Source organism: Acinetobacter sp. SFB, from assembly GCF_001647545.1.
In the GTDB taxonomy this organism is placed as follows: Bacteria; Pseudomonadota; Gammaproteobacteria; order Pseudomonadales; family Moraxellaceae; genus Acinetobacter.
This window is the reverse complement of sequence record NZ_LSZH01000017.1, coordinates 131,028-146,196: the sequence shown is the minus strand read 5'-3', so window position 1 is coordinate 146,196 and position 15,169 is coordinate 131,028. Positions and strand designations below refer to the sequence as shown.

Genomic DNA, 15,169 nt, shown 5'->3' with positions numbered 1-15,169 from the left:
GAAGAATCATGAGTTATCAAGTAACGATTGAACCTGTGGGCATGACCATTGAAGTGGAAGAAGATCAAACTATTTTAGACGCTGCTTTACGTCAAGGTGTTTGGCTGCCCTTCGCCTGTGGTCATGGCACATGTGGAACCTGTAAAGTTCAAGTGACTGACGGTTTTTATGATGTCGGTGAAGCATCGCCATTTGCGCTGATGGATATTGAACGCGAAGAAAATAAAGTGCTGGCCTGCTGCTGTAAACCTGAATCCGATATGGTGATTGAAGCGGATGTGGATGAAGACGAAGATTTTCATGGCTATTTGGTCCAAGACTACCAAGCCACAGTTCTAGATATCAAAGCGCTGTCACCGACCATTAAGGGGGTGCGTTTACAAATCGACCGCCCGATGGAGTTTCAGGCTGGGCAGTATATCAATATCAGATTTCCAGACATTGAAGGGACACGTGCATTTTCAATTGCCAATGCACCGAGTGAAGAAGGCATTATTGAATTGCATATTCGTCAGGTAGAAGGTGGTGCAACCACCACTTATGTGCACGAAACCCTTCAAGTGGGCGATGAACTTGAAGTTTCGGGACCTTATGGGCAGTTCTTTGTACGTAAATCAGATGCAAAAGATACCATCTTTATTGCAGGCGGTTCTGGTCTATCGAGCCCGCAATCAATGATTCTGGATCTTTTGGAACAAGGTGACACACGTACGATCTATCTTTTCCAAGGCGCACGTGATGTTGCGGAACTCTATAACCGTGAAGTGTTTGAAGGCTTAGTGAAAGACTATCCCAACTTCCGCTATATTCCTGCATTGAATGCACCAAAAGCAGAAGATCAATGGACAGGATTCACAGGCTTTGTACATGAAGCTGTAGCAGATTATTTTGAAAATAAATGCAGTGGTTATAAAGCTTATTTATGTGGTCCACCAGTAATGATTGATGCAGCGATTTCAACGTTAATGCAAAGCCGACTTTTTGAAAAAGATATTCATACCGAACGTTTCCTGAGTGCAGCGGATGGTGCTTCTAACGAATCTCGCTCTGCTTTGTTTCGGCATATTTAGCATTCTCTTTTAAACACAAAATTTGAACGATCACCACGTCAAGGTCTAGTCGCAATTGCTAAAGATGTAACTGATGAAGCTGAAATTTTTCGTCGTGGCTTACAGCACGCTTTTAAACATATCCCGTTTAATATCGTGCTGGCACGTGATCAAAGCAATGCTTCGACTTTAGAAGTACAACGTCGTCGTGTTCATGCTTAAATTAATTTAACTCACCTATTCATAAAAAAGGAACTCTTATGAATTTTAAAAAAATAGCATTGGTATGTGTTATGCCAGCTTTACTGATCAATCAAGCTACTTTTGCCGACCCGGTAAAACAACCGAATATCTTATTGATAGTTGCTGACGATTTAGGCTTTTCAGATACAGAACCCTTTGGTGGCGAAATACATACGCCCAATATTAAAAAGCTGGCTAAACAAGGGGCAATCCTTTCCAACTTTTATGCAGGTCCCACCTGTTCTGTAACACGCTCGATGTTGCTCACCGGCAATGATAATCACCAAGCAGGTATTGGCTCAATGAGCGAGTTTTTACAGCCTGAGCAAAAAGGAAAACCCGGTTATGAAGGCCGCTTAAATGACAAAGTCATCACCATTGCGGAAGTTTTAAAACAAAACGGCTATGCAACTTTCATGACAGGAAAATGGCACTTAGGCGGAACGCCAGAAAGTATTCCAAGTGCACGTGGGTTTGCCAATTCCTTTGTTTTGTTGCCCGGTGGTGCTGCTCATTTCGATACCAGCCCCATGTTTCCTGGTAACTATAAAGCACGCTATTTAAACAATGGGCAGGAAGCATCCTTACCCGAAAATTTTTATTCATCTGATTATTACACCGATAAAATGCTGTCTTATCTGAAAAATAACCGAGAAAAAAATCAACCATTTTTTGCTTATCTTGCCTATACCGCGCCACACTGGCCTTTACAAGCACCTGACCAATACTTAAAAAAATACTCAAAAGCTTATCAAGACGGTTATGACAAAACTCGAGAAGCCCGCTTTAAAAAGCTAATTAAACTGGGTGTGATTCCTGCTAATGCCAAAATTAATGATCCACTGCAAGGTGTATTTAAGAATTGGAATCAATTAGATGTCAAGCAAAAAGCCGAACAAGTCAAAACCATGCAAGTCTATGCTGCAATGATTGATAACTTAGATCACAATATTGGCCGTGTTTTAAATTACTTACAGTCGACCAAAGACTTAGATAATACTATGGTTTTGTTTATGTCTGATAATGGTGCTGAATCTGCAAGCCCTGAATCACTCGGCACAACTGAAGATAAAAGTGGCATTGCCGACTGGGTCAACCAAAATTTTGATAATAGTTTAGCGCATATGGGAAAAAAAGGTTCTTATGTCACTTTAGGTCCACAGTGGGCTCAAGTTGCATCCACACCCTTACCTTATTTTAAAAGTTTTCTAGCCGATGGCGGTATTCATGTTCCTGCCATTATTCGCTACCCAAAACTGGTTAAAGCCAATTCTATTCAAAAGAATCTACTTCATGTATCTGACTTTGTTCCGACGGTTCTTGAACTCACCCAATCGACTCGTCCGATGACCTATAACGACCAGAAACTTATTCCAATGCAAGGACAATCCTTTACTTCTGTATTTAAGGGAAAAACTATTCCTGAACGAGCGATTGGCTGGGAGTTTAATAACAAAAAATCGTTATACAAAGGCGATTGGACTGTTCGTTTCGAAGACCAACCTTATGGCATTGGCCAATGGGAGCTGTATAATCGCCAAAGTGATCCAACCTTGAAAAACAACATCGCAGCACAACATCCTGAAAAATTAAATGAGCTAGTTAAGGATTGGGATGCGTATGCGCAACGTGTCGGTATAATTTCAGCACCGGTAAGATATCGTTATGGGCAAATGAATTGCTTCTATGGCACCTGTATAGGGCCGGAAGAAATTAAAAACCTATCGAATCCATAATTTAAACTCACATATAACAAGGATGTTAACGTGATTCATCAGTCTACAATTTTAGCTGTATTGATGGCTCTTGTGTTACAAGGATGTTCTACAAGCAATCAACCGCAGACTAAAAATCAGCAAGATTTACCTGACCTTGGTACGCTGCAAAGCTGTAAAAGCTATCGTGGATTGCCAGTAAATTGGTCGCAAGACCCGCTGGCAGGCATGGTTTCTATTCAAGGTGGAAGCTATAGCATTGGCAACAATGATGCTTATCCAGAAGAAAAATCGCTCATTCATAGTACAAGACAAGTGACTGATTTTTATATCGATGCAACAGAAGTAACCAATGCTCAGTTTCAATCCTTTGTCGATGCTACAGGCTATGAAACCGAAGCTGAAATGCAAAATGAAGCAGCGGTATTTATTCAACCTGCACAGAAAGTAGCTGAGCTGAAATGGTGGAAGTTAGAAAAGAATGTTAATTGGAAACATCCTTGGGGAATTCAATCATTCCGTCAAGCCCTTCCCAATGAACCAGTTCGATACGTGACGCTGAAGGACGCATTAAAATATGCAGAATGGCGGGGAAGTGAATTACCCACCGAAGAACAATGGGAATATGCGGCTAAGGCCTTTAGTCATGAACGTGATGTATCGGCTCATACTCAGCATATTGATGCCAATGTTTGGCAAGGTGAGTTTCCCTATCAAAATGAAAATAAAGACGGGTTTTCAGATGTCGCACCTGTCGGTTGTTTTAAAGCCAATGGATTTGGTCTATTTGACATGATTGGAAATGTTTGGGAGTTAACCCGAACCCCTTTTATTGGCTCACATGATGATGACCATCTCGGTACACAAGCTCAACTTGCTTCACGTTCTGAATCACAATATTCAGCCTATACCATTAAAGGTGGCTCTTATTTATGTGCTTCAAACTATTGTGCCCGATATCGAGCAACCTCAAGACAACCGCAAGAATATACTCTGGCGATCAGTCATGTTGGGTTTAGGACAGTTAAAAATATAAAATAATTTAATGCATTAATCATGAGCCTACATTTTTATTTTGGGCCATTGCTATGCGCTATGGCCCCGATCCGTAGTCTTGTCTGCAAACGAGATAATAAAGTTGGCCTGTCTCGATATCCCTTCCTATGATTTTATTGTGTCAGCTGCTTGAGATCCATAGATTCATCGGCAAAATAATCAGGATCAATCTGGATATTGTCATTGATAATTTTTTTACTGATCATAAATTCTAAAGGCCGATTGATGCAATCTGCAGCGATCAATTGTTTATTTTTAAAATAGAAGACTGCGAAATTATTGCTATTCTGAAGATCCCCACGGATCACCAACTGATCGTAACCATGATTTAAGCCAGCAATCTGCAGTTTGATGTCATATTGATCTGACCAAAACCAAGGTAAAACGTTATACGGTTTGGACTTTTCACATAAAGTAGCTGCCGCCACTTTGGCTTGTTCATTGGCATTGGGCACAGATTCCAAACGAAGCTGGCACTGATAACGGGAATTAAAATGACTGGTACAATCTCCTGCTGCCACAATATCAGGGTCGTTGGTTCGGCCATAGGCATCAATAATAATGCCATTATCAACTTCAATCCCTGCTGCTTCTGCCACTTCGATATTGGGTTGCACGCCAATGCCAACAATCACCAGATCGGCCGCAATCATTTTGTCATCAGCACATAAAACTCCTTCCACCTGTGCCGTGCCAACAATACATTCTAGCGTAATATGATTATAAATTTGCACACCATGTGCTTGATGTAGCCGGGTATAAAACTCAGAAAGTTCGGGGGCAGTCACACGCTGTAAAATTCTTGGAGCAGTCTCTAAAAGCGAAACCTGAATCCGCTGTTTTCTTAGGGAGGCTGCCGTTTCTAAACCAATATAACCGCCGCCGATCATCACCGCATGTTTGGCACTTTGAATATGCTGCTGTATGGCTGCAATATCGGCTGCGTTTCGCACATAGTAAACCCCTTTGAGTTCACTACCCTTAATGTTAAGTTTTCTGACCCGTGCACCTGTACAGATCGCCAGTTTGTCATAGGACATCTGTGAACCATCAGCCAGCTTTAACATTTTCTGCTCACGGTCAATTGAAACCACATGACCGTGTAAAAAATCAATGTGCTGTTTTTCATAAAATGTAGCTGAGCGGATCAGCAGATCCTGAATGCTTTTATCACCAGATAAAAAAGTCTTGGATAAGGGGGGGCGATGATAGGGTAAATACGGTTCATCCCCGATCATGACGATATCCCCTTGCCAACCTTCTTGACGCAGACTGACACTTAACTGTGCCGCAGCATGACTTGCACCAATGATCACCGCTTTCAGTTTCTGCATCACTTGCCCTCTTTTTCACTCATGTATCAGGTTTATTGTTCAGTTTTTGCAGTGAGTTTGACTATCAATTTTGAATAGCCACGGACAAAGTTGGACTGCACAATTTCAGGTTCATCTACGACTTCCCAACGGTCAAAACGATTTAAAATTTCTTCCCACAAAATGCGCAGCTGCATTTCAGCTAAACGGTTACCCATACAGCGATGTACGCCAAAGCCGAACGACAAATGATTACGGGCATCTTTACGATCAATGATAAATTGCTCAGGACGGTCAAGCGCACGTTCATCGAGGTTACCCGAGGCATACCACATCACCACTTTATCGCCTTTACGAATAAATTGACCATTTAACATCACATCCTGCTTGGCTACACGACGCATATACGCCAATGGCGTTTGCCAACGAATGATTTCTGAGACCATATTGGGAATCAGGCTTGGGTTGGCTTTTAATTTGGCAAACTGCTCCGGGAATTGATGCAGCGCAAGCACCCCCCCCGTCATGGAGTTCCGCGTCGTATCGTTCCCCCCTATAATCAACAAGGCTAAATTACCCAGATACTCCATCGGACGCTTGATCAGATCACGTGTGGCATCACTACTTTGCATTAAAGTAATCAGGTCAAAACTTGGGGTTTCTCCCGCGGCTAAACGTGCCGCTTTGTCATGCCACAAGGCAACAAAATGTTTAGCCATGTCTGCCACACCCACAAAGGACTCATCTAAATCCATAGCACCGCCGGCACTTTGTGGCGATGATGAAAACAGATCTGACCAATACACGAGTTTTAAACGGTCTTCGTATGGGAAATCCAGTAAGGTCGCAAGCATCCGCGCAGTCAATTCAATTGAAACGGTTTCTACCCAATCAAATGGCTGTCCGATCGGTAAACTATCGAGAACTTCTGAGGTTCGCTCACGGATCAACGATTCCATCTCTTTTAAATTTTTTGGCGCTACAACATCCTGAACTGCTTTACGACGTTCATCATGTTTTGGTGGATCCATCGCAATAAAGGTTTCTACATCGATTGGTGCCGTGCCAATTAAAACCAGCGGTTCTGCAGAAAACAGCTCATGGTTTTTATCCACAAATACTATGTCTTTATAACGGGTAACGGACCAAAACGGACCAAATGGGCTGTTGGCTTGATAATGCACAGGACATTCATCACGCAGCCTTTTCGAATAGGCATTCCACTGATGCTGTCTAAATAAAAACGGATTACTTAAATCAATATCCTGGATATCTACTGTTGAAACATCGGGGATCGGTTTTTCAACAAACTCGGGGAAGTATTCCTTTTGTGTAATAAAACGTTTGGTCCGTTTAAACAGATGTACGCCTTTGACTTGCATATCCATCGGAATAAATGGCGATAGTCGATTGGATGCTTCATTTTTAACTTTATTGAGCACTGTTTCAAACTGAATCATGTTGTTATTGCCTATTTTTATTTTGATCTTGAGGTGGACAGGTAACTATTAGCTGTTACATCTGATATTCAGGGAGTTTTACACGCATACCATTCATATCTTCAGAGACATGGACCTGACAGGCCAAACGGGATGTGGGAGTTTTTTCTGGGGTAAGATCGAGCATTTGCAGCTCGCTTGCTGAAGCTGTGCCCACTTGCACAATCCACTTCGAATCTAAAATCACATGACAGGTGCCACAGGCGCACTCACCGCCACAATCGGCATCAATACTTGGAATGCCATGATCAAGCGCAATCTGCATCAAGGACTTGCCTGCTTCTAATTCAGCTGAATGCTCTGTTCCATTATGCTCAACAAAGGTAATGGTTCCCATTTATGTTCTCCTGCACAGGGTTATTGGCTTACTATTCATCGGTTTTTATTTGGATCAATACAATCTAATGCTATAAAGCCAGTACAAGGAGGTCATTTTTTGACAAGATCGGGTCATTAAAAGACATATAAAATATCGACTAAAAAGTTTAGTTGGTTAATTCGCAATGACGGGATGTCAACGTGTACGATATAAAAAACAATGCATTGATGGATGAAAATGTAGATATTGCCAATATTCCCTCCAATTATGCGCGAATGATTGGACGAGAATTAGCACTGAATATTCGTGAACTGCCGCAATTACTGCAATTTACCCAGCTTGGTATTGAACAGTTGATGCGGGATGAAACTTTACTGACCGCCAGACAATTGGTACAGATTTTACAAAATAGCGTGGCTTTATCTGAACATGCTGATTTTGGATTACGGCTTGGAAAACGCCTTACGCCAACCACCCATGGTGCAATGGGATTTCTGGTCAACAGTAGTCCAAACCTGTTGATGGCTTTAAAAGCCTTTAAGGAATTTATTCCTACGCGCATCAGTTTTGCGCGTTTAAGCCTTGAATATTCAGAGTCTTCTGTGAATATGTCGCTACATTTTGATATTCCGCTCTCTGCACAGGTACATCGGATACTTTCTGAAACCTGTGCCGTGATTTTATATGAATGTGCTGAATTTATTGTAGGACGCCCACTAGATGAAGCAAAAATCTGTTTTGCCCATCCAGAACCCGACTACGGCCAAACATATGCGAACTATTTATCGGGGCGCTATTTTTTCTCCGCACCTGAAATAAAAGTCGAGTTTCCTTTAAGTCTATGCAACATTCTCAATGCATCTACCCATCAAGATAGTTATCTGTTGGCAATGCGCCAATGTGAAAACATGCTGCAACAATTGCAACCCGGCAAACACAGCTATGTTTATCATATTCAGAAAATGATGCTGTCCAGTTCCTTAGGTGAACTGAACGAAGAGCACATCGCGGCATCCTTATTTATGAGTAAACGTACCTTGGCACGTAAACTTGCGGTGGATGGTACGAGTTTTCGAGAAATTCGGGATTCAATTCTTTCTCAACAAGCGAGCAGTTATTTACTTGAAAGCAATTTGTCGGTCGATGCTATTGCAACACTACTCAATTATCACGATAGTTCCAACTTTAGGCGCGCCTTTAAGCGTTGGTTTCAAACCTCACCCAGTGAGTATCGCTATAAAAATAAAAAACCATCATCGTAATGATCCGAAGCTAACTTTGTGAAATTAGAATAATTATGTAGGTTGATGCACTGATTAAAACAAAATTTCAATTTAATCAAAGATAACTTATTAAATTTATTGCTCATTATTCATCAATAAAATGATGAAGTAAGCTTTAGGTAAACATAAGCTAATTTAATACAATATTAAGTCTTTAAACGCGTTCTTTTAAAATCTCATGATCTGATCATTCATTACTGTAATGAAGGCGTTGACTAGTTTTATGCTCCTATAATGCAAATAGCGTTTATCAACCCTCTCTATTTAAGTATATTACGGCACAGTAAAATATTTGAAGTGCCAAATGAGTTTTAAGACATCCATTGAAAAAACATATCAAAGCAACTTAAAAGCATGGCTGGCAGTGATCGCTGTCGCTTTAGCTGTTTTTTCTGTAGTGAGTGCGGAAATGCTTCCTATTGGATTGTTGACGCCTATCGCAGAAAGTATGCAGCAGCCATTAGGTCATACCAGCCTCATTATTTCCACACCCTCTTTAGTCGCTGCCATTATTGCCCCGTGTGTCGTTTTAGTTTTTAACCGTATTAATCGTCGTCAATTACTCCTTTTTTTTATGCTGTTATTGTTTATTTCAACACTCGTTTCAGCAATGACTGACACATTCCATTGGTTATTACTGGCGAGGGTATTATTCGGGATTTCTATGGGCGGTATTTGGGCTTTAGCAGGCACTCTCGCTGTTCGTTTAATGCCTCCAGCGCAAGTCGGAATCGCCACTTCCATTATTTTTAGCGGTATTGCTGCTGCATCTGTATTGGGCATACCTGCAGGTGTATATCTCGGTGATTTATTTGGCTGGCGGATAGCCTTTATCTGTGTAGCCATCTTGGTTGCCATTGTATTTGTCATGCTCTTTTGGTCATTGCCTTCATTACCCATTCAAAAAGTAAGTACGTGGCGAAGCAGTTTATCGGTAATTAAAAAACCGAATATTATTATTGGATTATGTTTGACCTTGTTGATCGTGACAGGTCATTTTTCTGCCTATACTTTTGTTCGACCTGTATTACAAGAAATCGCACAATTCTCTGATGCATCCATTGGCGCTTTATTGTTAATTTATGGTGTTTTTGGAATTTTAGGTAATTTTGTTTTAGGTTTTACGATTCAAAAATTTTTATGGCAAACATTACTTAGCATCGCTTTTTTATTAAGTGCAACTTTACTGTTATTCGTATTTTTTGGTGATTTTCTATTTTTAAATATTGTCTTGTTCTTAATTTGGGGATTTGCTTATGGTGGCGTTTCGGTCTCATTAATGACATGGATGATTCGTTCAGCGCCTACACAGCTTGAATTAGCTGCTGCATTTAATGTTGCTGTATTTAACCTTTCAATCGGATTAGGCGCTTTTGCAGGTGGGCTAATTTATGACGGTATTGGACTTTGGCTGAATCTCGTTTTTGCAAGTGTATTGACCTGTATAGCCGTTATTGTTGTCTTTCTAAATCGCAGTAAACAAGCAGGGATCTAGCGTTCAATATTGCGTATATTATTTAATACTCGTGGCTTAAATCTGAAAGGCTTTGTGGCATAAACCTACCGTTAAAGGCTTATTCAGCAATATAATTCTCAGATGAATAAGCCAGTATCTAAAATTTATCGTACTCTCAATTGGTCTTCTTACAACCAAGCCTTAATCAAGCGAGGAAATATCACGACTGGGTTTGATCATACGACCCAATGGTATGCTCAGCCAAAAGGCAAACCATGCTTTTTTACCATCAGGCTTTACACGAAAGTACAGACCATTAACGTCTAATTCTTGATAGTCTTTATCTTAGGGCTTTAAATTTTCCAGTGTTGTATCTGATAAGGGGCACTTTTTAATATCCGAATGCTTCATTTTGTATCACAGTGGTTTCAATAATTTATCAATGATACATGATACAAATTCGTATACTCGGTTAAGCTCAGTTATATACAGGCATAAAAAAAGGCTTAACCCCTTTAGGATTAAGCCTTTCAGTTCCTAAACCTGACATATTTTGCCATGTTTAGGAGGGTATTTGGTGGGGTGGCGTCTACTAAACTAGAAGATTAATACGTTGATTTATATGAATTTTATTAAATTAAAAAAATCAACCATACACAACACCATACAAGCCAATAATTACTTAATATATCAATATCTTAAAAAGCCTTAACAACGAGTTCAATTCTAATTGTATAAATTGAACTCGTCTAGACTATGTATAGATTTTAGATGCCATTAAACAAGAACTTTAGAATTTAACGATTCCGATCACCAAATGTGTTCTCCCTCATCATCCATAAATTCCATCTCTAAGGTATATCCCATTAAGAACGAGCACCGTGGATTTTGATATGTTTCGACTCATATTTAGTGGTCTGAGCTGTCCTTTTTTAGATAATCAAAAGCTTCAATTATAATTTTCCTTATTCCCTGATCTTTGTTAATTTAGCAGTTGGATACGGGAGCATATCCGTATTCATAAAGGTAGAAATTTTATTGTTTTTTTGAGGGTATTATGGCTAAGCAAGGAACTGAATTTGAAAAGTTTTCTAAAGAATTATATGAGGAATTGTTAGGACAGCACGACCTTAAGAATTTAAAAGTTCAACATGATATTTCACTAAAAGGTGCAACAGGGCAACTTCATCAAATTGATGTGTACTGGGAATTTCTATTAGGTGGTATCACCCATAAAGTTGCCGTTGAATGTAAAGATTATACCAGTTCTGTTAGCGTTGGTCGTATTCGAGACTTTGCGGCAGCTTTAGACGACATCGGTGGGATTAAAGGTATTTTTCTTACAAAAATTGGTTATCAGTCCGGTGCAAAACTATTTGCTGAAGGTAAAGGGATTGCACTTAAAACAATAAAGAGTGAGGGAATTACGATTGATGACTTCAAGGGTTCAAGCTTAGTCACAGAAGTACATACAAATATTACAGCGTTAATGATTGAAAACGTGTTTCCTTCATTTGCATTTGATTCGTCATATATTATGGCACAAATCAAAGGAGACAAACTTAATATAAATATGGACTGTACTAATGATCAGGTGTTGATTTTGGATAAGGAAAAACGACCGCTATTCTCTTTATACAAATTTACTGAATCAGCGCCTAGAGAGCCTACAGATACTAAAGGCTTAGTCTTCGAGAAGGATTTATCAAAAGACTTACATTTCCTAGACTTTCCAAATAACCCATTCCCTCTCAAAATAAACAGTATAAAGATTACCTACGATACAATTTCTAGTAGTGAACAACATATCATTACAGGAAAGGCTACAGCCAAGGCTATCATGCGCGATATTTTGGATGGCACTTGTGAAGTCATCGGAGCTAAGCGCTTAGATTAAATGACTTAACTGATTCTTTATGGCTTCAAATTTTATTTATCTGCTCATTACCTATTATTAACGTAGTCACGATAAAAACAATGAAAAATTAGTAGCCATAGATGAATCATAACTCTCTCAAGCACTAAATTTTCTAAACAATTATCGTTGGTCTATTAATTGTTACTTTCCTCCACTTCTATTTGGGGTAATAAAATCTTATTACTTTCTATAAGCTTAGCCTCGGTTTTAAAATCAGTCTCAAATTTTCTTAAGCAAGTATGACTAGGATAGTTTTCTACAGCTTTTCCAATCAATTCTATAGCCTTAGCTATTTCTCCTGCTTCTCTATATCGTTCCGCTAATTGGAGCAACATTCCTGATTCAAAAATTTGAGGGCAGCGGAAGCACATTTTATTATCTCTTTCTTTGAAATATTTCATCAAGCAATCATGATGTTCTTCAATACTCCAATTAAGAGTCAAACCAACTATATGATTTGTAATCAATGCAGATGGATTTGGAGATAATAAGTGACGCTCATATTTGCGTATAAATTCTTCTGCATTATCTAATCGCTGAGATTTTTTTAGAATGAGGTTATATATAGTATATAGAGCTATAAATGCCTGTTTATCTTCTTTATATAATGAGTCAATATTTGATTCTAATTGAGTCAATAAATCTGTTAAGTCAGCTAGAGATTCATTTGGAGTTTTTTCTAAAATATTAGCAAATATAGAGAGAAAACCCTCTAAACGTATAACACCTGATCCTTTAGTAAAATCTACTCTTCCAATCCAATATTGTGGAGCCCACTTAAGTTGCATAACATTTGATCTTTCAAGCGAATAATTATATGGCTCTCGCTCAACTGTTGGCTGTCGCATAATAAACTGAATGATGATATGTCTTGCGAGTCTTGATAGCCCTTGTAACGTAAGCCATGTCTTATTTTCAATTCTGCAAGTTTCTGTATAACCGGTATCACGATCTACTGGTTTAGGCAGCTTTTTTAAATTATGAATATATTTTGATCTTGCAAGATAGGCATTACTCAAGGTTGTATGAAGATCGAAACAAGTCAAAGGATTTATAGCTTGATCAGCCTCCTCTCTATAGAAAGAGGGGGTTATATGTTGAATAGCAAATTCCCTAAATCTTTTACCTAAAGACGTATGTTCATTCTGAAGTATTGCATTTCTAACTCGTTCTGCCGAATCTTCCCCTACATCACTTAGAGCTGCATCTATAGCCCTCCTTTTATTTTGAGCATAATCCAACCATGTTGCTTGATGTCCATCAAAATCTTGAGCAAGTGATTCGATAGATGCAACAAGTAATGTATATGCTAGTTCAAAGTCATCTGCAATACGCTGCATACCTGTGACATAAGTTTGAATAGCTCTCATTACTCCTAAATAAGTTTTTCTCTCAAGCCCAATTAATTGTCGAGTAAAATTAATTAAAAATTGTTTGTCGCTTTCCTGACAATAAATGATTTTATCAAAGGTTTGCTTAACTACCTTATTAGGAGTGGCATGTGTAGTAACACCAATTTCATTACTAAGTAATCTTTCGGTAAGCGTATAACTTGGTGATGCTGTACAATTTAAAGCAAATGAAAGAATAGAAGAAAAATCTAGTATAAAGGAAGCTATCCCATGTGAAACTAAAAAACCTGATCCTTCTCCGCACGCTTCAATTACTTCCTCTAACTCATAAATAAGCACATTAGACTCACGAAAAGTATCAGTCGCTATCAGTAAGCCTCCAACTGTTTCTATTTTATCATCTCGCATCAATCTTAAATTAGAATAGATAATACCTTTTAAATTATTTCGATATTCTACTTCTCTAGTAAATAGTTTCCCTGTGCCTATCTGTAACACTTATTAATCCCAACCCTAAAAAATACTTTTAATCTTCAAATATAGAAAAATTTAGCTCAATAGAAAATTGAATAACTATTCAACTTCCAGTTATACATAACTATTTTCTGTACTTCTATAATTCTTTAATAGAACTTTGTTTCTAACTAGAGTAATTGGTTGGTTGCGGATGAGATATATCTATAAATTATGAAAATAAATTTCTTAAAGTATGTTGGATATAACTTTAGTTACCTCACGATCTGCATCATAGAGCTTGCATTGAATGTCATAAAACTCGCCGTCTTTGGTCGTTGCAACAAGGTCAATACCTGTATCTTTGCCCGACAAGCCTTGTTCTTTTGCCCATTCGGTATAGGTTTGTACTTTAGTAAATAGGTCAGCATAGAATGGTTCATTTTCAAAATACTTGATGCAAATTAATTCGAAGTAAGTGCCTTTTTCTCGTTCTGTTTTCGCTATTATTCTATAGGTATTAATTAGGTCAAAAAAAGCCGACATTACAAAGTCCAAAAGTGCCCCGATATATACCGCTATATTAGGCAAAAAGTCAGAAAGCCAAAACTTTAATTCGCATATTTTAGATGCAATTTATTATGTGAATTCGGCATCAAAATTTATCAATAATGAATCCCGTTAGCTAAAACCGCAATCGAGCTTACAGCGCCAATGAGTGCATTCTACGGCGGATAATTATAAGAAAGTGTAGTTAGTCCCAAAATTAGGTTAAGTTTGGGTAAAGCTTTTGTTAAGTTTATTTATAAAATATAAGAATTTTTCAAAAAACTTCCCGATTGATGAACGCATGGCATACGGCGACTCGTGTTTTTCTTAGGACTTCACTCATTCTCCATTCATCTTATATTATTTAGATTTTGCAGAACATCAGCGGTGCAACATAGAAAATGATTGTCATTTTGCTTATTGGATGTCAGTGAAGATTGGCGCAGCGCAAGCGTAGACAATCTGAATTGTATTTGTTGGCATTGCTTTTTGACGCTCGTCACTCGCTTTGCTAGTTCCTTTCGTTAATTTTTTAATGTTTAATATATATCTGTACCTAATGTTATTAGGCGACTTTAAAAAGAAAAAATAGCCCTAAACCACGTGTCATATGGCTTAAGGCAGAATTAGGCTAATAAAAATTGTTCCGAAATTTGCGAATCAGAACTTTTTAGCCAGTGATTTAACTGCTGTTCTTTTAGCTTCATTAATGGTGCAACAGGGATTGGTGATGATCGTTGGTCATTTGGCGGTGGTGGCGGTTCTGGTGGTCGCGTGAAGGTAAAATTCACAAACACAACTGGAGAAGTTATTACATTTAATCTTATTGTCGGCGCCAAAGGCCAAGGGTGGAAGAATGGTGGTAATTCTGGTGGGGATGGCGGTATTGGTTTTGCTATCGTTACTACGAGTTAATTTAGTGCCCTGCACTATCTGGCAAAGCGTTAGGTAGTGCAGAATAACT

Annotated in this window: 11 protein-coding genes and 1 pseudogene; 7 read left to right on the top strand and 5 right to left on the bottom strand. The window is 38.8% G+C overall.

The window, feature by feature from the left end; translation table 11 throughout:
• Positions 1 to 8: 8 nt before the first annotated feature.
• The 3 genes from AY606_RS14855 (at position 9) to AY606_RS14845 (ending at position 4,048) form a co-directional block, all read left to right on the top strand.
• Positions 9 to 1,070 carry an NADH:ubiquinone reductase (Na(+)-transporting) subunit F gene (locus AY606_RS14855; protein ID WP_067870316.1) on the top strand — a complete coding sequence of 354 codons (1,062 nt, stop codon included), beginning with the start codon at positions 9 to 11 and terminating at the stop codon, positions 1,068 to 1,070.
• A gap of 272 nt (positions 1,071 to 1,342) precedes the next feature.
• Positions 1,343 to 3,028, top strand: coding sequence for an arylsulfatase (locus AY606_RS14850; RefSeq protein ID WP_349303937.1), 1,686 nt, complete (start codon positions 1,343 to 1,345; stop codon positions 3,026 to 3,028).
• A gap of 63 nt (positions 3,029 to 3,091) precedes the next feature.
• Complete coding sequence (locus tag AY606_RS14845) at positions 3,092 to 4,048, top strand: SUMF1/EgtB/PvdO family nonheme iron enzyme (RefSeq protein WP_067870374.1); 957 nt, start codon at positions 3,092 to 3,094, stop codon at positions 4,046 to 4,048.
• 128 nt (positions 4,049 to 4,176) lie between these two features.
• On the opposite strand, the gene AY606_RS14840 is transcribed toward AY606_RS14845, so the two are convergent.
• The 3 genes from AY606_RS14840 to AY606_RS14830 are packed head-to-tail and all read right to left on the bottom strand — an operon-like array spanning position 4,177 to position 7,212.
• Positions 4,177 to 5,397: an NAD(P)/FAD-dependent oxidoreductase gene (locus tag AY606_RS14840; protein WP_067870312.1), complete on the bottom strand. Its 1,221-nt coding sequence runs from the start codon at positions 5,395 to 5,397 to the stop codon at positions 4,177 to 4,179.
• Positions 5,398 to 5,429: 32 nt separating this feature from the next.
• Positions 5,430 to 6,836: a cytochrome P450 gene (locus AY606_RS14835; protein ID WP_067870310.1), complete on the bottom strand. Its 1,407-nt coding sequence runs from the start codon at positions 6,834 to 6,836 to the stop codon at positions 5,430 to 5,432.
• 55 nt (positions 6,837 to 6,891) lie between these two features.
• Positions 6,892 to 7,212 carry a 2Fe-2S iron-sulfur cluster-binding protein gene (locus tag AY606_RS14830; RefSeq protein ID WP_067870308.1) on the bottom strand — a complete coding sequence of 107 codons (321 nt, stop codon included), beginning with the start codon at positions 7,210 to 7,212 and terminating at the stop codon, positions 6,892 to 6,894.
• A gap of 182 nt (positions 7,213 to 7,394) precedes the next feature.
• Between AY606_RS14830 and cypR the strand changes: the two genes are divergently transcribed.
• The 4 genes and pseudogenes from cypR (at position 7,395) to AY606_RS14815 (ending at position 11,830) form a co-directional block, all read left to right on the top strand.
• Positions 7,395 to 8,456: a transcriptional regulator CypR gene (gene cypR, locus AY606_RS14825; RefSeq protein WP_249409267.1), complete on the top strand. Its 1,062-nt coding sequence runs from the start codon at positions 7,395 to 7,397 to the stop codon at positions 8,454 to 8,456.
• A gap of 325 nt (positions 8,457 to 8,781) precedes the next feature.
• Entirely contained in the window at positions 8,782 to 9,972 is a 1,191-nt protein-coding gene (locus tag AY606_RS14820; protein WP_067870304.1) for an MFS transporter, read from the top strand.
• Between the two features lie 102 nt (positions 9,973 to 10,074).
• A pseudogene (locus AY606_RS15990) lies at positions 10,075 to 10,206 on the top strand (IS5/IS1182 family transposase); the annotation flags it as partial.
• 784 nt (positions 10,207 to 10,990) lie between these two features.
• Positions 10,991 to 11,830 (top strand): restriction endonuclease, encoded by an 840-nt coding sequence (locus tag AY606_RS14815; RefSeq protein ID WP_067870302.1) that lies wholly within the window; start codon positions 10,991 to 10,993, stop codon positions 11,828 to 11,830.
• Positions 11,831 to 11,985: 155 nt separating this feature from the next.
• On the opposite strand, the gene AY606_RS14810 is transcribed toward AY606_RS14815, so the two are convergent.
• Complete coding sequence (locus AY606_RS14810) at positions 11,986 to 13,701, bottom strand: hypothetical protein (protein ID WP_067870300.1); 1,716 nt, start codon at positions 13,699 to 13,701, stop codon at positions 11,986 to 11,988.
• A 204-nt stretch (positions 13,702 to 13,905) separates the two neighbouring features.
• Entirely contained in the window at positions 13,906 to 14,247 is a 342-nt protein-coding gene (locus AY606_RS14805) for a restriction endonuclease (RefSeq protein WP_249409266.1), read from the bottom strand.
• Between the last annotated feature and the right edge of the window lie 922 nt (positions 14,248 to 15,169).

Excerpts from the sequence above, each read along its gene's own strand:
- AY606_RS14835 (WP_067870310.1), bottom strand. The coding sequence starts at position 6,836 with ATGATTCAGTTTGAAACAGTGCTCAATAAAGTTAAAAATGAAGCATCC.
- AY606_RS14845 (WP_067870374.1), top strand. The coding sequence starts at position 3,092 with ATGGCTCTTGTGTTACAAGGATGTTCTACAAGCAATCAACCGCAGACT.
- AY606_RS14830 (WP_067870308.1), bottom strand. The coding sequence starts at position 7,212 with ATGGGAACCATTACCTTTGTTGAGCATAATGGAACAGAGCATTCAGCT.
- AY606_RS14840 (WP_067870312.1), bottom strand. The coding sequence starts at position 5,397 with ATGCAGAAACTGAAAGCGGTGATCATTGGTGCAAGTCATGCTGCGGCA.
- AY606_RS14855 (WP_067870316.1), top strand. The coding sequence starts at position 9 with ATGAGTTATCAAGTAACGATTGAACCTGTGGGCATGACCATTGAAGTG.
- AY606_RS14815 (WP_067870302.1), top strand. The coding sequence starts at position 10,991 with ATGGCTAAGCAAGGAACTGAATTTGAAAAGTTTTCTAAAGAATTATAT.
- AY606_RS14850 (WP_349303937.1), top strand. The coding sequence starts at position 1,343 with ATGCCAGCTTTACTGATCAATCAAGCTACTTTTGCCGACCCGGTAAAA.
- AY606_RS14820 (WP_067870304.1), top strand. The coding sequence starts at position 8,782 with ATGAGTTTTAAGACATCCATTGAAAAAACATATCAAAGCAACTTAAAA.